The sequence below is a fragment of the Pedobacter sp. genome (genome assembly GCF_031119335.1).
Classification (GTDB): Bacteria; Bacteroidota; Bacteroidia; order Sphingobacteriales; family Sphingobacteriaceae; genus Pedobacter.
Window position 1 is genome coordinate 160,788 of sequence record NZ_JAVHXT010000008.1, and the last position, 22,234, is coordinate 183,021.

Sequence of the window (22,234 nt, forward strand, 5' to 3'; positions counted from 1 at the left end):
AATTAAATACTAAAAAAATGATAAAATAAGTTATTGAATTTACTTTAATAATTGCCGGTAACGCTCTAGTGTAGTGGCTATACCAACTTCCTGTTCGTCTTCATAATAAGTGGTTACATATACCGATGCACTTTCGGGATTTTCGGTTACAAACTGCTGCCACTGTATGAGGGTTTCATCAAAATATTTAAGGTTCGCCCTAAGCTTTTTAAGATCAATATTGCCTTTCTTTTCTTCTGCATAGGCATTGAGCATTACTTTCCATGCTGCATCTAACAACTGGAATTTCCATTTACCATAAATAGATGATGTACGGACAAATTGCTGTGTTTCTTTATTATTAAAACGCAACTCTTTTGATAGTTTCTCTATTCTTTTCCATATTGCCAAGGCTTCCGCTTTCTCATCCAAATATTCTTTCACTTTATTTTCGGCAATTATTTTATCAAAATATGGAGAAAGAAAATATAGCCCAGAAATGGTATTATCCCTAGTCCAATTGACATGTACACCGCCCATTCTACTGTATTGCCCCATCATTACGCCATCGGCAGATAACAGGCACAGTTCCCTAAATTTGGGAATATCTTCTTCGTTCAGTCCTTTTTCTCTGGCAAATGCCACAAAGATTTCTTCTTCTGTTTTTTCTGGATACTTTGCCCATTGAACAGCCACTCTTGCGTTCAGTTCTGCCCAAAATTCGTTTTTGATATAGGGACCGTACCAACCTCCTCCCCTCGACCAAGTCCATATCCCTTTAAATAATGGGTTATTTTTGATTTGGTTAAGCGAATAAGGTTGTTGGCTATTAGCTATTTTAAATTCCTCAAAACCATCTATTATCCCCTTACCAATGTAATTGGGATGGGCCGCCTTTCCTTCGTATTCCCGTTGTGCCTGCACCTCTACAATCTGTTGATGTTTACCAATACCAATACAAGGATTAAAGGGAATACCGTATTTACTGGCTTCATCTATCCAATAAACATCAAATTTGTTATAATCCAGGTTAGGTTGAGTGATAGCAGAGCGCCAAAAATCTACAATGGTATGTTTCACCGAAAAATAGAGGTTTGGGTGAGGTGCTACCTGATTGGTAACTTCCAAATAGTATTTTGGCAATGAATGAAACCTACCAAAATCCCAAGTGCGGTAAAAGAGCTGTTTGTTTCTCTTTTCGCAAACTTCTTCACGTAAGATGTTCACCAAGGTTACGTGGTCACTATAACCATTCACCAAAGGACTTCCACCTTTATGGTAGGGTGCATCGTGTAAATAAGTTTCTCCTGTGCGGATAATCAGTCCATCCATTTGAGCATACCTATCAAATATTTGGTTAATTAATGAACGAATGCACTTTTGAGTGAAGGGCTTGCTGATGTCTATTCTGCCATTGTTATTGCATAACTCTGTTTTGTATTTATTAATCAGCTCTGCTGGAAAAACTAACATATCTAACATACAGTACACCTTTAATCCGGCATTTTTTGCCGCTGTATATTTTTGCTGCAATATTACATTTTTATCATCTACCCATCTTCTTTCTGCTGTATTTTCGGGAAAGACATCTTGGTCAAAAGCCTGCCAATCTAGCCCAAACTGTGCTGCTTCGAAAAGAAAGAATACTTTGGCATCATAGCCCGAAGTCTTTAAAAACGAAGGTTCAAGAAATTGAGATTCTGTTTGTGGCTCACCAGGATTATGGTGTACCATATCCATAGTCATCAGTTGCTGCCCAAAGGAACACTGAAAAACAAAATTGAACAACAGTGCCAGAAAAGAGATACGGCTAAATACTTGCATTAGAATTTCAATATATTTTATTATTAGCTAACCACTTGCTATTTACTTGTAAAGCCTATATAGTTCTGAGCCGGCAAGCAGAAAAGCTCCCACACCATAAACATCGGTGCTATCAAAACCAGCTTTTACAGGTTTATCACCTATGGGCTGTACATAACCCAATTTTCCATTTGGATGTATAGAAGAAAGCAGAGCTGTCCAAGCTTTCTCCACTACTGGCAAGTACTTCTTTTTCGATAACAAACCATTGTTAATACCCCAAGCAATACCATAGCAAAAAAATGCTGTCCCACTGGATTCTTTAAGATTAAAAGTTACAGGATCATACAAAGAAGCGTGCCAACTACCATCGGGTTGCTGTATAGCAGCAATTTTTTTAGCCATTTCCCTGAACTGTTTTTCGTATTTACGCTTACTTTCAAAATCTCTCGGCATGTTATCCATCATCCGAACCAAACCCGCTAATACCCAACCATTGCCCCTCGACCAGAAAACCTTTTTGCCATTAGCTTCCCTACGTTCGAAAAAACGGCTATCACGATAGTATAGGCTTTCTTTTTTATCATATAAATAAGCCGATGTTTTCCACCATAAGGTGTCTGCCTTTTTGAGATATTTCAAATCGTTGGTTGCTTTAGAGAGCATAGCCATAGATGGCGGTCCCATAAAAAGCGCATCACACCAGGCCCATTCGCGGTGGTTAATTTTTGGCACCACCTTTAACGATTCATTAAACTGTTTATTTACAATGGTATCTGCCAGTGCCTGCCATTTGGCAATCATTTTAGGTTCTTTGTGTTCCATATACATTGCAGTATACATTTGTGCAATTGCATAATCATCAGCAAATAACCTAACCGGCCCAGTATTCCATTTCAATTCCTCTCCAATATGATATAGAAATTGATCGTAGGCTGGATGCTTATCAATCTGTTTTAAGGCCACAAAACCCGTATACATGGCTCCATTTTCCCATTCTGTTTTAGGAAGTTTGATGATGCGTCCTTCTTCCCATTCTTTCATCTGCCATTGGGCCACCTTGTTCATCACTTTTAAAACCGAATCGCTGTGTGCTTGTATGTTGTGCTGTGCTGTGCTGGTAAAGCATAAAAAACAGCCTAACCATAAGCCTAACACTATCTTAATCATATTTTTCATTCTATCACTTTATGGGCAATAACCCTGCTTTATATTTTTACCTATCAGGATTTTTTCTTTGGCTACATTAATTGATATTACTTCTTATTTTCATAAAAGTTTCTAACCGAGTTACCTACATTATCTCCCTGAGGAAATTTAATATTTATACTGGTGGCTTTGTTTCCATGAATATTTGTAGAAGTTTTCAAGATTTTATTGATAGAGATATTCACCTCACTTTGCTGATGGGTAGGGTCTGAAACTGAAAGTTGATACCCATTGTTCTTTTCTTCTATCATCATTACCACTTTTGCATCAGAGGTGATCTTTAGATTTTCTATTTCGATTACACTTGGCTTGTACATAATGATGAAATACCACTGCTGATATTTGACTACCTGTAAATCTTTATCATTTTTGATTACCTTAAATTGATTTGCAGCAATTTTCTGCTTAAAGCTTTCCAAAGATTTTCCTGGACTGACCATATAGCAATAACTATCGTTTTTTGGGGCTGTACCGTGGTTAAGCCATAAGCTAAAAATAGGCTTGTTAATTATCTCTTCGCTTCCAGTAGTGTTTATTGATCTCCATGAGCCAGTTTGTACCGCATTCTTAACCGTGATATTGCCACCATTAGGAAATAGGTAACCTACACCACCATGATAAACCCATTGTAGGTTATTACCTTTTATAGCTTTAAGGCTGTCACTGATTTTAATACCTCCCACATTTTCAGCTCCTCCAGCTACAATATCGCCCAGCAAATAACATTGATTAACAGAAGTAACCACCTGCTGCGTTCTGATGGCATTAATCCCTGCCCCTAGACACAGCATTATATCATCTACAAAAAAATAAGCCTTTTTGGCTTGTACACCATTATAGCTATGCTCGTAGGCTATTGCCCCAGCCTTGCCATCACTTATCCCTCCGGCAAATTCATTATTGCCGAAATGGTACCAAGGTAGTACCGCAGCCGATGGATTCATTACTGCTGTAGTACCTGGAACACGAGTCCAATCCCATACGGGAAAAATATTTTTGTACTCCTCTCCTGTTGCCATGATATTAGTGGCACCCAAGGGAAGATTATATCCTTTTAGGTTTTCTCCATTGAGCATTTCGGTGCCATTGGTACGCGTAGAAATGACTTTAGCAGACAGATAATAATCTGGTCCGTGATGTGTCATGATATCCGATTTCCAGAAATAGCTATTGCCCCAAAACGGCTTAGGGAAATCTGCTCCCTGCAAATGCGCTTTCCAATTCTTAAAACCCGAAGCCCGAGTGGTATCAATGATGGTCATCTCATCCAAAGTAACTGGGTTGATAGCGTTAATGGCATTGGGGCGGGCAATATTCCTTCCGATAGTTCCAAAATCTACGGCGCTGCGATAGCTGAAAAGTTGATGTCCGTAGAGCAGCATATTTGAAAAAATGCGTATTTTATCTTTAGAAAAAGCCTTTACAAATGAAGTATTCGCAGCCAGTGCCATTAAATTTGCCGTACCTTCTGCAAAGCCCATTCCATAACCGCCAGAATATAACTGTGGGCGATGCTGATGAAAGCTATTATCGATTTTGATACCCTCTACGCCTTGCTCTTGCGCAATGACCAAAGTAGAGGCTACACTCATAAAACCTTTGGCTATCATTTCCCCATCGTTTTCTAAACATCCTTTGGCTATGGTAATTGCCGATACCCAAATACGGTTCATGCCACGATGCCCTTGATTATCGGTCAAATCTTTTAGGTAAGACGAATAATGGCGAAGCTCCTTTTCGGGAAGCTCCGCCTTAATTAACAACAAACCAACTAAATAATCTTGCGGAGCACCTATTTCATTGTACCACCAGTTTTTTGATTTTGGATTTTTGCTCAGATAAAAATCATAACCCTGCAAAATTTTTTGTTTTAACTTTTCACTCCAGTAAAAATTAGTACCCGGCTTGGCATAAACCATGGCCATTAGCCTTAGGTTTTTTAGATGTTGTCCTGCCGGGAAACCATTCGTAACCGTAGTATAGTCTATACCAGGCCAACTGCCATCTGGTTGTATGTTTTCGATTAGCTTTTTTACTTTCTGTCCATCAACCTCTTCCTGCAAATAAGTTTTAACCAAACGTTCAGCAACTAGGTTAATATCTTCGGACACAGAATTGTTTTTCTTCATTTGACCGAAAACCGTTGTTGAGTTTAGTGCTATCCACTGTACAAAAAAGAGCAAGATGAACCTTTTAAGCATTTTATCGTTTTTATGTACTGATTTCAGCCAATTTAGTGAACAAAAATTAAAACTTACTCCGATTAGTTATATCCAGGATTTTGCGGATAAGCCGAAGCTCCTCCAATTACCCTATCAATTTGGATTTGTGGAATAGGCCTCAATACGTGATAATCCTTAATGTTAGGTGCAGCACGTGTGTTGTAAAGTTTTACTCTCTCTAATAACTTGCCCGTTCTTACCAAATCAAACCATCTCATGTATTCGCCATTAAGCTCCCTTGCTCTTTCATCTAAAATAAAATCGATATTCAATTGCCCAGCAGTAACCTCCATAGCCAATCTATTGGCAGCCGTTACCGAAGGATCAGTTGAAGTAATGGCAGCCCTTTTTCTCAACTCGTTCACATAGAAAACTGCCTCTCCCGGTTTTCCGTCCATCATCAATGCTTCTGCTGCAATTAGGTAAGTTTCACCTAGTCTATGAATAATTAAATCTTTATTACCATTCACGTTATTAAAATCAAGTCTATTGGCATCAATATGTTTCGAAGATTGCGGAAAACGGGTAGTTGTTTGTTGGCTAGGCGAAACAATAGTATATGGTGCGGCATTTCTCTCTGCCTGAGTAGGTTCGTAATCTGTAAATATGAACGCAATATCTCCCAATTTCATATTCACCGTTTTTCCGCTAATCGTATAGTTACCTGGTCTGTTACAATACCAAACGGTTTTAAAAGATTTACTGAAACGGGAATCTATCGTTTTATTATACAATCCCTGCATGAAAGGCGTTGGCCGAAAGTGGTTATAAGGTCTTCCATTTGCAATATCGCGTAGCATACCTGGCATCACATCGTATCCGGTGCCAAAAAACAAATGCGAATAGTTTCCCAAATTACCAGTAGAGCCGCCCGCAAGTGGCTCGGCATCAAATTGAGAAGAAAATATCACCTCTTCATTTTTGCCATGCAAAAAAATTGAGGCAAAATCTGGCAATAATTTGTATACATTAGAAGCAATCACCTCTTTTGCCAAGGTTGCCGCTTTAGCATAATCTGTTGCTTCCTTAGCCGTAGAGCCTGCTTTTGCCAAATATACCTTTGCCAAGGAGTGTCGTGCAGCCCAGGTGGTTGCCCTGCCATATTCAGTTGTTGTTTGTGGGAGATTAGCTACCGCAAAATCCAAATCTGCAATTATTGTTTTATATACATCTGCAATGGGCTCTCGTTTTGCCACACTAGATGCACTTTCCGTTGGGGTTAAGGGTAAAGAAATTGGACCATAAGTTTGTACCAACAAAAAGAAATAGTTTGCCCTTAAAAACCTCAATTCTCCTATTCTCGTATTTTTTAACTGCGCTGGCATATCTACCCCTTCGGCAGCTTTCAGCACCGAATTACAGGTATTAATGGCCGTGTACATGTTACTCCAGGGCGCTATAGAAGCAGTAGCAAAAGAGTTGAAGGCTACACTATAATCATTAACTACACCGCTGGCATTTCCGTCAGTGTACTCGTCGCCAAAATTGGTGATCCATGCCGTTTCTTGCAAGTTGCCATACCATCTTCTCATGTAACTATAACTTGCCTTAACTCCATATTCCACTCCGCTAGGTGTAGTGTAATATAAATCTGAAATCTGGCTCCTTACATCTTCTTCCAATATTTTTTTACAAGAAGCAAAAAGTACCAAGCTGCCTATGATAGCTGTATATATCTTTTTCATAACTTTTGAATTAAAATTTAACATTAAGCCCCAACTGGTAATTGATGGTTGCCGGATTATCCAATATCTCTGGATCAATTCCTTTATGATCTCTCACGTAAGGAGAAAACACAAACGGATTAGTCACATTGAAATAAACTCTCAACGATTTGGCACCAATCTTAGCAACCGCCATATTTGGCAAAGTATATCCCAGATTGATATTTCTGATGCGCACAAAAGACCCATCAAAATACCTCATGGTGGTTCTATACAAAATGTTATTCACGTTTTGGCCTGTAAATGGCTGTGGATAGGCATTCGTCGGATTGGTAGGTGTCCAATAGTCTACAGCAAGGTGGTTATATCTACCTCCCAAACCTAAGGTGTTTTGACCGTCGTACAACGGGCTGATGATGGTCTTATTTTGTACACCCACAACAAATACTGCTAAATCAAAGCCTTTAAAAGAAAAATTATTGTTGACACCAAAGGTAAAGTCCGGATTTTGATAACCGAGGATAGTTCGATCATCTCCTGTCACCTTGCCATCTCCATTTTGGTCTTTTACCCTGATCTGTCCAACTTTGGAAGCAAACAAAGCAGCTTGTGCCTCTTCGCCAGTTTGCCAAATCCCTATCTTCTCATAATCGTAAATTGCGCCTAGGGGTTTTCCTATAAAACGAGAATTACCAACATCATCTACTTTACCCAAAGAGAGCTCTACAATCTCATTTTTATTATATGCCCCAGTTATATCGGTGCTCCACTGAAAGCCATTTTTAGACACAATATTTTGTGTAGATAAGGAGAACTCTACACCTCTGTTGCGTGTAGCACCCACATTCGAGATTACGCCTCCAAAACCTGTGCTAGGAGGTAGGGCAAAGGGCAGTAGCAAATCTGTGGTGTTGGTTTGGTAAACATCTACCGAACCACTGATACGCTGGTTTAAGAACCCAAAATCTACAGCAATATTGGCTGTTGTTGATGTCTCCCATTTCAAATCTTTATTTGGAACATTAGAAGGTGCAAAACCAAAAGCTGGAGCTCCATTAAAATCATAAGCTGTACGTGCTAATTGAGCTAAAGTTTCGTAAGGAGCCACAGCTTCGTTACCCACTGATCCGTAGCCTATTCTTAGTTTTAAATTGCTCAGATAAGAGACATTCTTCAAAAATTTCTCCTCCGAGAGATTATAGGCAAGAGCGGCAGAAGGAAAAAATGCCCATTTATTACCCGGAGCAAACCTAGAGGCTCCATCTGCCCTACCAGTTAAGGTAACTGAAAAGCGTCCATCAAAACCGTAGTTGATTCTTCCCATATAGGATGAGATGTTCCATCTCGAATAACCACTGCCCACGCCTACAATTGTACCCGAAGCGAGGTTATGATAGGTTACCGTTTCTACAGGTAAATCTCTTACTGATATATTAGAACCTTCATTCCTACGCTCTTGTATGGCATATAGTGCCGTCACATTAAACTTATGTTTCTTGAAAGTCTTATCATAGGTCAATTGGTTATCGAGGGCATAAGAAAACCAGTAACTTTCGGATGAACTGGCCGTGGAAGCAACGCCCGCACTAACGGCTGTAGAATTAAAGTTACCTCCTCTGGCACCACGAAGATCTGGCCCAAAATTTATCCTATATTTAAGCCCTTCTATAATCTCAGCTTCGGCAAACAAGCTACCTAATATCCTTGTCCTTTTCTCTATATTAATAAATTTATCTTTCTGGGTTGCCAGTAAAGGATTTGACATTGTTGCGTCATTGATGGGATAGATCAGAAACTTTCCTTCACTATCATAGGGAACTCCCAATGGCGAATTGGTTAGGGAACTGCCATAAGGGCCATAATTAACACCATCAACTTCCGAATACGAACCCAAAATCGACATTCCCAACTTTATTCTCTTTCCTATACTTTGATCTACGTTAACTCGTGCGGTGTAACGTTTATAGTCCTGTCCAATAAAGTAACCCTCATCATCAAAGTAACCCAATGAAAGATTAACTCTTGTTTTTTCCGTTCCACCAGAAATTCCTAGCTCGTGGTTTTGAGTATGGCCTTTCTTAATTACCAAGTCTTGCCAATCAGTGTATCTACCAAGTGCTATAGATTCGCGTTCAATAGGATCTCTGAAAATGTCAATATCATTAGTGAGCGGTATGGGCGTAACTGCTGCTCCGGCGTCACGCATATATTTTACAAATTCTTCTCCTGTAAAAATATCAGCTCGTCGCACCACCTCGGTAACACCATAAAATGCATTATACCTTACGCTGGTTTCCCCGGCCTTACCTCTAGCAGTAGTTACCAAGATCACCCCATTGGCACCCCTAGAACCATAAATGGCCGTTGCCGAAGCATCCTTCAATATTTCGATGGATACGACATCACTTGGGTTAAAATCGGTAATGGCATCGTTAACAGGTATTCCGTCAACTACGTATAAAGGACCATTATTTGCTGTTATGGATCTGTTTCCTCTAATGGTAATGTTAGGCGTAGTGCCCGGTTTATTTGCCCCAGTAGTTACGTAAGCCCCAGGAACCCTTCCCTCTATCATTTGCGAAATATTGGTAACGGGAACATCTCTTAGTGCCTTTTCTTTGATGGATGAAATAGACCCGGTAATATCTCTCCTAGACTGTGTGCCGTAGCCTACCACCACTATCGCATCCAAACTGCTTGCATCTTCATCAAGGGTGATATCAATATTGCTACGTCCATTAACAGCGGCTTCCTTGGGTACCATTCCCAAAAAGGTAAAAACCAGCACTGTATTGCTATTTGGAACGGTAATGGAATAATTTCCAGATGGATTGCTCAAGGTGCCAGCTTGTGAGCCTTTTACCTTTACGCTTACCCCAACCAAAGGATTTCCATTAGCATCTATAACCTTTCCGGTGACTGTGAGATTTTGAGCATGGCCCAAAGTGTAGCAGAGCATGAGAAATAGGAGTAAACTTTGCTTACACCCATCTACAACAAACTGTGTAATTCTTTTTTTCATAATGTTTATACTTGGTTATTTAAGGTTGATAATTTAGAAACATCTACGCATTGTTATTTTGCAGATATTGTCTTTAATGTATCATCAGGTTAATCAAACTTAGGTAAGCTTTTATCCAATTTATAATACATTTTTAACGTTTTTAAATACAAAAACATCAGGTATCGATATAAAATATATTAACAAGATTATCAGATTTGAGGCAGATACAATCTTACCAATATGGCAGCTTGGTGTTACAGCCCATTTTAGGCTATTTTAGTAGCCGTAGAAAGCAATTAAGCACACTAAAGGAAAACTCTATTATAAGTTTCTACTATGATAGTTTTTATTCAATCGCTTTATCATTTCCAAATAGGCTCTTCCGTTATGATATGGACACTTCCAAATACCAACTTTGTACTGTTGTGGCATTAATACTAATTTTTCATCCACACCCCAAAACCATTCTCCATTAACGACGTCTAAAATGTGAGCCTTTGTAAATTCCCAACAACGAACGAAATGCTGATTATATATTTGTTCTGAAGTGAGCTGAAAAGCATTAAAAAATCCAACCATCGCTTCGGCCTGTACCCACCAATGCTTTTCTTTGTTCCAGTGATTGTGTTCTAGCTCATAGTTCAGTCCACCGTTAACATCTAAACCGCGGATAGCTGCATTGGCCATCTTTATGGCTATATCTTCAAATTGTCGGATCAAATCTTTATCACCGAGTAGCTCTGCCGCCTCTAATAAAAGCCATGAAGCTTCTATATCGTGTCCAAAAGAAATTGCGTCAGATTTGGAGTGCCAATTTTCATCAAAGAAGAGTTTTAGATGATGGGTATGCTTATCGATAATTCTATGTACAAATACACTAAGCAGGTTATGGATCTGTTTGCCTAATGTTTCGTTTGGCCAAACGCTATATAGATTACTATAGGCTTCCAACACATGAAGGTGAGTGTTCATGGTTTTCTTTTCATTAGCATCTTTATCGCTTAACCGCAAATCGGCCAATTCATTCCACTCACGAGAAAACGCCTCAAAGTATCCCTTGTTTATTGGATCAAAACTATGTTTTTCTATATCGGTGTAAAGGGTTTTGGCTAAAGCTAACGCCTCTTCATTTTTACTTGCCTTGTAATATTCTGACAAACCATAAATAGCGAAAGAAAGTGCATAAACCTGCTTTTTTGTATCCAATGGTTTCCCCTTAAAATCCAATGACCAATACACCCCGCCAAATTCACTATCAATAAAGTGCTCACGCAGATATTCGTAGCTACGTCTGGCCAAGTCCAAATCTTCGGGCAGGAGGCTATAGTTATAAACTGCCGAAAAAAACCACAAGATACGAGCATTTAACACCGCACCTTTATCAGCGTGCGCTACAACCGTATTATCGTTTTCTATTTGTCCATAGAAACCACCATTTTCATTGTCCAAAGCATATTTGGCCCAATAGGCTATCGTTTCGGAAAGCTCATTTTCAAATTCTTGTACAAGCAAATGGTTCATATCTAAAGCTTTTATAAATTTTCGGCTATACTGGTATATTGCTGTTTAAGTACCAGGCTATTTTTATCAATTAAGCTAATAATATTTTTTACAGATTTAGCAGAACTTAATCCATCTTGAGGTGTGTTTACTACATAATCTATCAGTTGTTGTATAGAAGATGTGGCCACATGCATACGAGTATCGGAAGATGCATAATAAATAAAGACCTGTCCGTCCTCGTCAACTATCCAGCCGTTACAGAAAGCAACATTAGATACATCTCCCACTCGTTCTTCTCCTTCTGGAGCAATGAAATAACCTCCGGGTTTATAAATTACTTTTGTTAACTCCTTCAAATCGGTCATGAACATATACAGCACATAGCGCAAACCTGCCGCTGTATTTCTAACCCCATGCGCCAAATGTAACCAACCTTTTTCTGTTTTTATAGGAGCCGGACCTTGCCCGTTTTTCGCCTCGTAAACTGTATGGTATTCTTTTTTGTAAAGGATGTCTTCCTGATTTATTACAGCGTTTTGTATATCATCGGCCAGTCCAAAACCTATTCCGCCACCGCTACCAGCTTCTATAAAACTATCTTGTGGACGGGTATAAAACGCATATTTACCATCTACAAATTCTGGATGCAATACTACATTTCGCTGCTGCGAGGATGTTGTTTTTAAATCTGGCAAGCGCTGCCAGTTTTTGAGATCCTTGGTTCTAATGATTCCGCATTGCGCCAATGCCGAAGTTTGGTCTCCAACCGAAGCCGAAGGATCTCGCTTTTCGGTACAGAACAAACCATAAATCCAACCGTCTTCATGTTGTACCAAACGTATATCGTAAACATTCGTATCGGCCCCTTCATAAGCATCAAAAACAACTGGTGTATCCCAAAATCTAAAGCCTTCAATTCCGTTATCACTTTCGGCCACCGCAAAGAACGACTTCCTGTCTGCTCCTTCTACACGAGCTACCATCACGTATTTACCATTAAACTTTATTGCTCCAGCATTAAAAACCGCATTAACCCCTATGCGTTCCATAAAATATGGGTTGCTCTCTGAGTCAAAGTCGTATTTCCATGTTAAGGGAACGTGAGCAGCTGTTAACACGGGATACTTGTATCTATTAAATATACCGTTGCCATTGGTTTCTATATGGTTTCTTGTATTGATAAGTGCTTCTTGAGCCTTTTGAAGCTGTTCTACACGGTTTTTAAAAATGGATGTCATATTCTCTTTTATCTGTAAATACGTTTATAACTTATGATGTTATGTGTACTATTTATGTTTATAATTTTAATTCTCTCTTCTTCTATCTTCCAACTCGTTTGTAATGGAGATCATTAAAGCATCATCCAGTTTATAAAAAAAGATAAAAACGGCTGATAATATGGCCCCAATAGCAGGAATAAAGCTCAGCATCATTCTAATTCCAGTTTGAGTTTCTATAGATTGTGCCACATTAGCTTCAAAACCATATATGGCGAGTAGCCATCCTGTTAAGGCTCCACCTAAGGTCCAACCTAATTTTTGCGACATAGACGATGAAGAAAATATCAGTCCAGTTGCTCTACGTCCCGTTTTCCACTCTGAATAATCTGCTATGTCAGCATACATAGACCATAATAAAGGGAAGATACTACCAGCACAAACACTAATTAAAAACTGGAAAGAAAAGATTAATACAAGATCATTTTCACTAAAAGCATAGAATACGCAGCTTAGAGCTGTAGCAAACAGCATGGCCCATAAAAACGTATGCTTTTTACCTATCTTATCAGATATTGGCTTTGCCAAAACTACCCCCACAATGTTGGCGGCTTGCCCCAATACTAGATAAAGCGTACTGTAGTTGATCGACACATTAAACAGAGGAACTTTAAAAGCCTCTTGTGCTGAGAAATAGTATTTGAAATAATAAATAGCCGAACCATCTCTCAAAGAATTGAATATCAGCGTACAAACCCCTGCACCTAAAAGGATAAACCAAGGCTTATTGGCTGCCAAATGTTTTAAGTCGGTTTTTATTGAGGTTTTTTGTGCTTTTGGCGGGCTAATTCGCTCTCGTGTCCAAGCAAAAGTGAGGTAGAACAAAACTACTGCAATAATGGCATAAACAACCATAGTCATAGTCCACCCATGCTTTATATCGGCTACTATTTCCGCATTCGCAAACCATGCCACCAAAGGTTCGGCAGTTGCCAGCACTAAAATACTTCCTGCAAAGGCAAAAATAAACCTAAAAGTGGATAGCGAGGTGCGGTCTTTAATATCCGAAGTCATTACCCCCATCAAAGAGGCATAAGGCACGTTAATTGCCGAGTAAATCATCATCATTAAGGTATAAGTAACATAGGCATAGATTATTTTTCCTGTGATATCCAGATCTGGTGTTACAAAAGTTAATACCCCTATAATTCCAAATGGAAGAGCCACCCACAGCAAATAAGGTCTAAATTTTCCCCATTTTGTGTTTGTCATATCCGAAATAATACCAATGATAGGATCAAGAGCGGTATCCCATATTCTTGTAATTAAAAACATAGTACCTACTACTGCAGCAGAAATACCGAATATATCTGTATAATAGTAAAGCAGATAAACAGAAAATATTTTCCAGAACATGGATGAAGCGAAATCGCCGAATCCGTATCCAATTTTTTCTTTTAATGTTATTTTTTCGTTCATACGTTTGGTCTGGTTTTGTTGTTCTTACGTAAAGATAGCATGGTTAGTTCCTATTATCACTTTACATAAGTAATAGGGGCTCAATCTTATCCTTGCGATGCTTTTTCAAATCTGAAACAACATTTCAAATGTAGCCCAACCACGAGCAAATCAATCAATACTTTTTTAACATTTTATAGTACAAAAACACAAATATTCTATTGATTAGTTGTCGCTATTGAAATTATATCCTAATTTAAAGCAACCAAAGAAGCAATACCTTTTTATATGAACATTCTTAGAGAAATTACCCCCTTGACTCAAAGCGATTGCTTCACTTTATTTTCAAGGAGAAAAAAACAGTTTGATTTTCCTCTGCACTTTCACGAAGAATACGAGCTTAACCTTATTCTAAATGCTAAAAATGCTAAACGGATTGTGGGCAACCATATCCATATTATTGATGATTTAGAATTGGTTTTTGTGGGTCCAAATTTAAGTCATGCTTGGTTTACACATGAGTGCAAATCGCAAGAGATTATTGAGGTGACGATACAATTCCATAAAGATTTTCTTGACGAAACCATGTTAAGAAGAAACCAACTTAGCTTTATACGCAATCTGTTTGAAAGATCTAATAAGGGGATTGCTTTTTCCAAAGATACTATCAAAAGGATTAAACCTAGAATACTTGAACTTTCTCAAAAAAACGGTTTTGATTCTGTTTTGGAGCTGCTTTCAATCTTGCATGACTTATCTATTTCGAGAAATATGCTTACCTTATCTGATGCGGCATTTAGTAACCAACAGGCCAACTATAACAGCCGCAGGATAGAGAAGGTTTTTGAATATCTAAACCTTAATTATAGCAAACCGCTTACCTTAGCTGAGGTTGCTAAAATTACCAATATGCCAGAGGTTTCATTTAGCCGTTTCATTAAAAAAAGAACTGGAAAAACATTTATTGATAGCCTTAACGAGATTAGACTTGGACACGCCAGCAGAATGCTGATTGACACTACTAACACTATTTCGGAAATTGCCTATAGTTGTGGTTTCAATAACATCTCCAATTTCAATAGGGTTTTTAAGAAGAAAAAGCACACTACACCAAAGGAATTTAGGGACAACTATTCGGGAACGCGAGTGTTTATATAGTTACGAAACCCGTAGTGCATTATCATAAAATGAAATCAACATCAAAATAACCACCCCGCCTTTTAGGCACCCCTCCAAAGGAGGGGAATTTCGTTCTCCATTCCCCTCTTTCAGAGGGGTGGTCGAAGACCGGGGTGTTCAATAAAAATGGTCAAATTGCTTAAATACTTATAAATGAGAATATTATGTTTTTTTTTAAAAAAATTAAAAAAAGTATAATGCACTACGAGTTTACGAAGTAATTTAAGCTGCTACCAGCTGAATATGCTCTTTAGCCCGAAGAACTAATTCTAAACTAGCTCATGCAAAAAAATCTTGCTATTGGAAACCCAACAGCAAGATTGAAAAACCTCAAGAAATTATTCTTTAACAAAAAGACGACTGGTAATTTTTCCTCCCTCATCAATCCTGATCACATAAGCTCCTTGCTTTAAATGTCCAACATCAATCTGTTTCTTTTTAGTAGAGATTAGTTTTGTACCACTTAAATCGTAAATTTCTATTGTTGCCTCATTAATTACACCATCAATATTCAGCATTCCTTTGGTAGGATTCGGATAGATAACGACATATTTATCACTTTGATAATCCTCTTGAATATTCTTATTCAACACCGGTTGTGTTTGATTTTCGTTAGCCATTAAACCACCTCCCGATCCGAGTTTGTTATAAAAATCTGTAAAAGTACTTCCCACTGCATCTCCCGTATTAAAATTAATGTTTAGGGTAGTGTATCCATTTGCATAGGTACCTTTATCTACGTGCTTATTAATTTTAATGGTTACTGATGACTGGTTATACAACGGATCGCTTACTGATATCCTATAATTCCCAGAATATTCTCTGATGAGTACGATTGCTTTTTTGTCAGAAAAAATCGTCAGTCCGTTCCCCATGTTTACCGAATCGGGTTCGTGAAACACGATGGCCCATCTTTTATAGCCATTATCATTTCTAATCGCCTGAACGTTAGTGGTGTTTTTAACAACCACAAAACCATGTCCAGAAGCTGTTGTTGGCATATCACCCAATGATTTATCAGGCACCACTATATAACAATAGCTCCTGTTGGAAGGAGTTGGACTATGATTAAACCATGCACTAAATATATCATGGGTTACGAGAGCATTACTTGCGTTTCCTTTGATCGATCGCCAAGTACCCGATTGGCTCGCCTTCTGCAGGGTCATGTATCCCCCCAATGGGAAAATATAGCCAACATTATTATGGTGAATCCATTTGAAGTCGTCGGCAGTGAGCGGTGCTCCCGAAAAAACCGAGGTTGTTCCCCTATTGTAGTTAATATCGCCCACAGCAAAAGTCTGATTAATAGATGTTACGACTAAATTCGACTTTGACGCCGTAATGCCTTTACCTAAACAAAGCATCATGTTATCCATAAAAAAGTAGGATTTTTTAGCGGTAACGCCTTTGTAGTTATGGTTATAGGTCAAGATTCCTTCGTCTTTATGAGCAAGTCCACCACCAAAGGCATTTGTGCCAATGACGTAATTCTGAGGGGTATCAATAACCGTTTCCGCATCATTTAGCTCTGCAGTTGTGCCAGGTATCCTGCTCCAATCCCATACCGGGAAAATGTTTCGGTACTCGTTACCCGTGGTCAAGATGTTGGTAGCACCCATTGGAAGGTAATACCCTTTTATATTCTCATTATTTAAGCGTTCGGTGCCATAAGTTCTGTCGGAGATGACTTTTGCAGAAAGGTAGTAATTTGCTCCCCTCATGGAGAAGAAATCCGATTTCCAAAAATGCGTTGTTCCTCTATATTTAAGTGGAAAGGCAGCTCCATTATCGAGATGGTCGATCCAGTTTTGGTAAGCGGTTGAGCTATCAGGTTCGTTAATCTTCATTTTTTTCAGTGTTGCTGAAGTAATGTTTTGAGTATTATTATTCCAGGCAAGAGAGCGACCATTATTACCAAAGTCTACCTGGTTTTTATAACTTTGCAACTGTAAACCCTTCAGCAATATATTGGAGAGCCGCTGTCTGTAGGTTGTCGTAAAATAGTTCTTTAGTGTTGCAGTACTGTCGGCAATTCGCATAAAATCAGCATAATCAATCATCAACGACTTACCATAGCTACCAGTTTGCAGCTGCTGATGATGTTGGTGAAAACTGTTGTCGGCCTTGATACCTTCATTGCCTTCTACAGGCGCAAGCGCTAACGCAGTCACAAAAGAGCTAAATCCTCTATTCACCAGATAAAATCTGCCCTCTATAGCACCTTTGTTAATGGGTGCCATGGCAACCCAAGCTCGGTTCTTGCCTTTATGGCTTGTTTCATCTACATAATCCAAAATCGCTGATGAAAACGTCCGAAGGGTGCTGTCGGCAATAGCTCCCTGCATTAAAAGGATAGCACTCATGTAATTATTTGGCCCGCCAAGTTTAACCTCGTACCAATTATCGTGCGTATAAGGCCCGGTTACAAAATAATAGTTGAGGCCAAGTGCAATCTTGTCGCGTAAACTGGTCGAATTAAGATGCGTGCCTCCAGATTTTCTATAAGCTACAGCCATTTGCAACATCCTTTTGGCATGTTCGGGCCAGGTACCATCATGTGTGTAGGTAATATTGTTCCATTTACCATTGGTTAACATATCGTCCATGTAGGTCTGAACCTGAGTATCATTTGCATAATCTGGCCCAGTCAATGTTCTTTCAATGTGATATCTTTTTAGCCTTGCCGTTACCGTATCGACCTCTTTTTTTTCTGCAACTGAAGTGGTCTGATAGCCATACACCTCAAATTCAGCAATGCGATAGCCGTTGCCATTGGCCCTTCCCCTTCCGTTAAAACGCACATATCGGGCATTGCCCTTAAGCCCCTTAATGTGATTTGCGGTTGAATTTGTGTTGCCATTCATCACCCTTAGGTTATAGAAAGCATCTCCGGAGTTGACCTTTCCCTGAACATCCAAATGGGTGGCATAGCGACCGTCGGCCCAACGAATCACTACCATACTGATATCATAAACATCCCCTAAATCAACTTCGAGCCATTGGCTGGGGCCATTAGATTGCGACGACCATCTTGTAGCAGTATTGCCATCTGTGGCATTAGAAGCCTGATAACCCCCTCCCGCCTCCGTATTAGAAACAGTAACAGGCCTACCCTGGGAGCGCTTGGCCTCTTGTGCATTGGCCTGACTGCCAAAAACCGTTAAAACAGTGCCCATGATCCACAGGCAGCAAAAAAAGTAGTGATTTTTTTTCATAACATCTTATATTTTGGTTAACGTTTAAGCTTGGTGAGCTAATGTTCAGCTATGGAACAATGATGGAATGGAGATGTCGGTATTTCGCAATCAGGTATACGGTCAAATCAGTTTGGAAAAGCCTAGTAAGCATAAGGACAGGTTCCTCCGCTTTTTTTGACCACAATAAAAATGTTTCCGCTAACCGATGCAGAATAACATTACGCCACAAATTCATGTAGTTTTTTACTGTGTCCATATTTGGTTATACGCTTATAAACTAGCATGATTTAAGGTAAGCCCTAAGCTCTACCTTCTTATCCTTAGCTATTAGTTAATATAAAATTAGGCAAGGCCGGAACCAGTTTATAATACATTTTTAACCTTTTAAAATACTAAAACACCATATTGCCACATATCGATATCGTACTCATTTATAACATATTACAACCAATAAAAAACAATAAAGACATCGTGTTAACTGCTAGAGAAGCATGCGGCATTTACCAGTAAAAGACGGACGGCTGGCTAAAAGGCAAAACACCAGGAAATGGGAATTTTAAATGCTACAAGTAACATTAGAATGGGACATCGAGCACATGAGATGCCGATGTCCATAATAAATCGATTGATTTACCTTCGTAGCTATACAAAGGGTTCAATTAGCTGCTATTTTTATAACAACTTTAACCATCCCTCATACTTTTCAAATCCAGATAACTTAATTTCAGCTGCTTTACTTTGCTCAACCTGAACCAATGGATGTATTTTGCTATTAAACTTAGGATCTTTTATTGATATGTTACGGCTCTGGACAATGCTAATTGCTGCATTAGACCCTTTGGGTGCTAAGAGTTCTATTGAATTTAGTTTAATATCTACAGCATTATCCATAAAAATAGCTGGTCGGTAATCTGGGTTTCTTAGCCCCAATTTAAGATTATTAACTTCAAGACCTTTAACATGCCTTAAATAAAGACCACTAGAAGGATAAACCAATCCGAACATCCTATTCTCTGGGTAGGCACGATGGGCTTCAGGTAGTACAACTCTAGAATCTTTCATTCTACCGGTACCCATATCACTAAAAGTAATGTCCTTTAAAATAATATTTTCTGCGTAAACATTGGGAAGACCAATAATAGCGCTAGACATTTTACTATGCGAAACTGCAGTAATATTACTAATAGAAATATTAGAAATTCTGCTGGTAGGTATTGTACTGGTCGAATTGCTGCGCTTTCTATCGCCCATCACTATAAAAATTGGCGTTTGTACATCAGTCATCTGGATATTTGAAATCTTTACATTTTCCATGATACCGCCATCTACCATTTCCAATGCCAAGCCAGCAATTACCGTGATGGGCTGTCCGATAAATTTGAGGTTCTTCTGCCATTTACGAATATGGTCTTCTGAAGCCTTCTTGATGGTGCAATTGGAAATATCTATGTTTTTGAAACCAGATGCAGAGTAAGTGCCAAACTTTATGGCATTGCAATTTGTAGCAATGATACAGTTTCTAATAACGATATTTTCACACATTCTGTTCCTATCGTGGCTTTTTAAACAAATGCCATCATCATCAGAGTCGATAATACAATCTTCAATTAAAACGTTACGGCTATCGATATCAATTGCATCATTATTATAGTTTGCATGGTTATAAATTTTAAGACCTTTTAAATGTACACCATCGCAACTTTGATAGTTTTGTAACCAATAGGCCGAATTGGTAAGATAAAGATCGAGCACTTTAATGTTTCTAGAATTAACTAACAAAATCATACATGGTCTTAATCTGCTCTGAGGAGAGGTACTATCATCATTTAAATTAAATTCAGGACTTTTTCCATTACCATCAATTGTTCCTTTACCTGCAATAGTAATATTTTCTACATCCTCCCCAAAAAGCAAGGCTTTACAAGCGTTAGAAACCCCATTGCTATGGGTAAAAGCGGTTGCGTGCTTTACATTATTTGAAGGGTAATCTTTGAAAGAAGCACTACCCAGCAGTACAGCACCTTCCTCCAGATAAATATTTACGTTGTTTTTGAGATACAATGTTCCAGAAAGAAATGTGCCCTTTGGAATCACCACTTTACCACCAGCTTGGCTACTTTTATCTATAGCCGCCTGAATAATACTTGTGTTTAAGGTTTTACCATCTGGAACTGCACCCATTTCTAAAACATTATATATTTGCGCTTGTGAAATGAATGGCAAAAAACCAATACAAAGCCATAACATGAGCTTTAAGCCAAAACGAGTAACAATTTGCTTTTCTTTATTTACTGATGCTTCCTGTACACTCGGACACAGTTCAACGCTATTTCTAAAAATGGATGTCATTGTTTCTAATTATAAGGTATGTATAGTTAACGAATAGTTGGCATGTGCCAGCTCACGTAATTTAATGAAAAACGAATTTAATGTGTTTTCAAACGATTTAGACGATCTAAAAAAATGATACGTTCGTCTTGGTAAAATTTCAAAAAGTCTGACACACTTGGATGCCCAGGAAATGGTGCATAATGATGATTTGGCCGAGCATTTCGCCATACCAAAACGTAAGAAAGTTTGTGTTTTGCCAATAGCGGCAACAAGGTTCCGGTCCACCAATGAGCATCCGGAATGGTTACGTAACCAGTTTCGGTTAATGCTGCTAATTTACCATGACTTTCGGCAACATGTTGAAGGACGGCTAATTGATTAGTCAAAGTAGATTGATAATCGTATTCTTTCGGCTTAACATAAGTATCAAAACCAACCATATCAACGTATTGATCTCCAGGATATCGCTCTAAATAGTGATCTTCAGATTTAAAACGAGAGGTTGAGTAAACAAATATCAAGTGGTGTAGTTTCTTTTCATTTCTTAAATAATCAACGGTAAAGCGCCATAACTGTTTATAGTCACTAACCGAACAATTATCTTCGCCCCACCAGAACCAGCTACCTGTATGCTCATGATACGGACGGAAAAGAACTGGAATTAGTTTACCCTTTTCGTCTTTTAAATCACCTAAAAAACTGGCAATTCGATCTAGCCAAACTTTAAATATTTGATGGTGGCTACCACCGGGAATAATCTTTGAAACGGTATTGCTATTGTCCCATGAACTCTTTCCATTTACCGGATTGTCTAGATGCCAACTGATGGTATTAACACCTCCTAAGTGATGAACCTTCTTAATGAAATTTTGCATTTTATCGAAAGGCACACTATCTAAGTTCTGTTTTTTACCGAGTTCTAGATGCCCCAAATCCCAGCCATGCACCGCAGGGTAGGCTCCGGTGATACTTTTTACATCCGACCTATTCTCTTCATATTTCCATCCCAAACCATAGGCCATATCATCTTGGTGACCGAACATTATTCCTTTATCAATAAGCTTTGTGAGCTGCTGATAAAGCTTTTTGGCCTCGGGTGTTGCTTGCTTATCGCTGAGGCCGGCCCTTCCTTGTTGGCTGTAACCGTTGTATATTACAACAAAGAAAAATATAGCTGATAGTACTGTCTTCAAAAAAACGTTCATAACATAATTGGTTAAATATCTGCTATTTCATTAACGAGGTAGCAGATATTCAAATATAAACCGATTAAATGCCTACCATCTAATACTTTTTTAGCAATTTATGTCGATTATAAGCTACCTATTCCTTTAAGAATTACAAAAGGTTACATTAAGAAACTGTTTAAAAATGGAATAAATATTTGACAAGTTGAGTTTTCCTATACATCGGAACAAGTTCAAGGACACCAAACTCTAGCGGGTCGCTATAGGCGGGTGTCCCC

At 38.7% G+C, this 22,234-nt stretch carries 12 protein-coding genes; 1 reads left to right on the top strand and 11 read right to left on the bottom strand.

The features are described 5' to 3' along the window. Positions 1-39: 39 nt before the first annotated feature. The 8 genes from REI64_RS10795 to REI64_RS10830 all read right to left on the bottom strand — a co-directional run bounded on the left by REI64_RS10795 (position 40) and on the right by REI64_RS10830 (position 14,080). Entirely contained in the window at positions 40-1,803 is a 1,764-nt protein-coding gene (locus REI64_RS10795) for a hypothetical protein (protein ID WP_308850132.1), read from the bottom strand. A 42-nt stretch (positions 1,804-1,845) separates the two neighbouring features. Next, positions 1,846-2,961, bottom strand: coding sequence for a glycoside hydrolase family 88 protein (locus tag REI64_RS10800; RefSeq protein WP_308850133.1), 1,116 nt, complete (start codon positions 2,959-2,961; stop codon positions 1,846-1,848). Between the two features lie 77 nt (positions 2,962-3,038). Further along, positions 3,039-5,192 (bottom strand): polysaccharide lyase family 8 super-sandwich domain-containing protein, encoded by a 2,154-nt coding sequence (locus tag REI64_RS10805; RefSeq protein ID WP_308850134.1) that lies wholly within the window; start codon positions 5,190-5,192, stop codon positions 3,039-3,041. Between the two features lie 62 nt (positions 5,193-5,254). Further along, complete coding sequence (locus REI64_RS10810; protein ID WP_308850135.1) at positions 5,255-6,898, bottom strand: RagB/SusD family nutrient uptake outer membrane protein; 1,644 nt, start codon at positions 6,896-6,898, stop codon at positions 5,255-5,257. A gap of 10 nt (positions 6,899-6,908) precedes the next feature. Further along, entirely contained in the window at positions 6,909-9,899 is a 2,991-nt protein-coding gene (locus REI64_RS10815) for a TonB-dependent receptor (protein ID WP_308850136.1), read from the bottom strand. 303 nt (positions 9,900-10,202) lie between these two features. Continuing rightward, a complete protein-coding gene (locus REI64_RS10820) occupies positions 10,203-11,402 on the bottom strand; it encodes an AGE family epimerase/isomerase (protein WP_308850137.1) in 1,200 nt (399 codons plus the stop codon). A gap of 11 nt (positions 11,403-11,413) precedes the next feature. Beyond that, a complete protein-coding gene (locus REI64_RS10825; RefSeq protein WP_308850138.1) occupies positions 11,414-12,622 on the bottom strand; it encodes a glycosidase in 1,209 nt (402 codons plus the stop codon). Between the two features lie 66 nt (positions 12,623-12,688). Next, a complete protein-coding gene (locus tag REI64_RS10830) occupies positions 12,689-14,080 on the bottom strand; it encodes an MFS transporter (RefSeq protein WP_308850139.1) in 1,392 nt (463 codons plus the stop codon). A gap of 267 nt (positions 14,081-14,347) precedes the next feature. On the opposite strand from REI64_RS10830, the gene REI64_RS10835 reads away from it, so the two are divergent. Then, a complete protein-coding gene (locus REI64_RS10835; protein WP_308850140.1) occupies positions 14,348-15,217 on the top strand; it encodes an AraC family transcriptional regulator in 870 nt (289 codons plus the stop codon). Between the two features lie 359 nt (positions 15,218-15,576). On the opposite strand, the gene REI64_RS10840 is transcribed toward REI64_RS10835, so the two are convergent. From REI64_RS10840 to REI64_RS10850, 3 genes are all read right to left on the bottom strand, one after another. Continuing rightward, entirely contained in the window at positions 15,577-18,456 is a 2,880-nt protein-coding gene (locus tag REI64_RS10840) for a polysaccharide lyase family 8 super-sandwich domain-containing protein (protein WP_308850141.1), read from the bottom strand. A gap of 654 nt (positions 18,457-19,110) precedes the next feature. Then, positions 19,111-20,787: a glycoside hydrolase family 28 protein gene (locus REI64_RS10845; RefSeq protein ID WP_308850142.1), complete on the bottom strand. Its 1,677-nt coding sequence runs from the start codon at positions 20,785-20,787 to the stop codon at positions 19,111-19,113. A 77-nt stretch (positions 20,788-20,864) separates the two neighbouring features. Further along, positions 20,865-21,974, bottom strand: coding sequence for a glycosyl hydrolase (locus tag REI64_RS10850; RefSeq protein WP_308850143.1), 1,110 nt, complete (start codon positions 21,972-21,974; stop codon positions 20,865-20,867). Between the last annotated feature and the right edge of the window lie 260 nt (positions 21,975-22,234).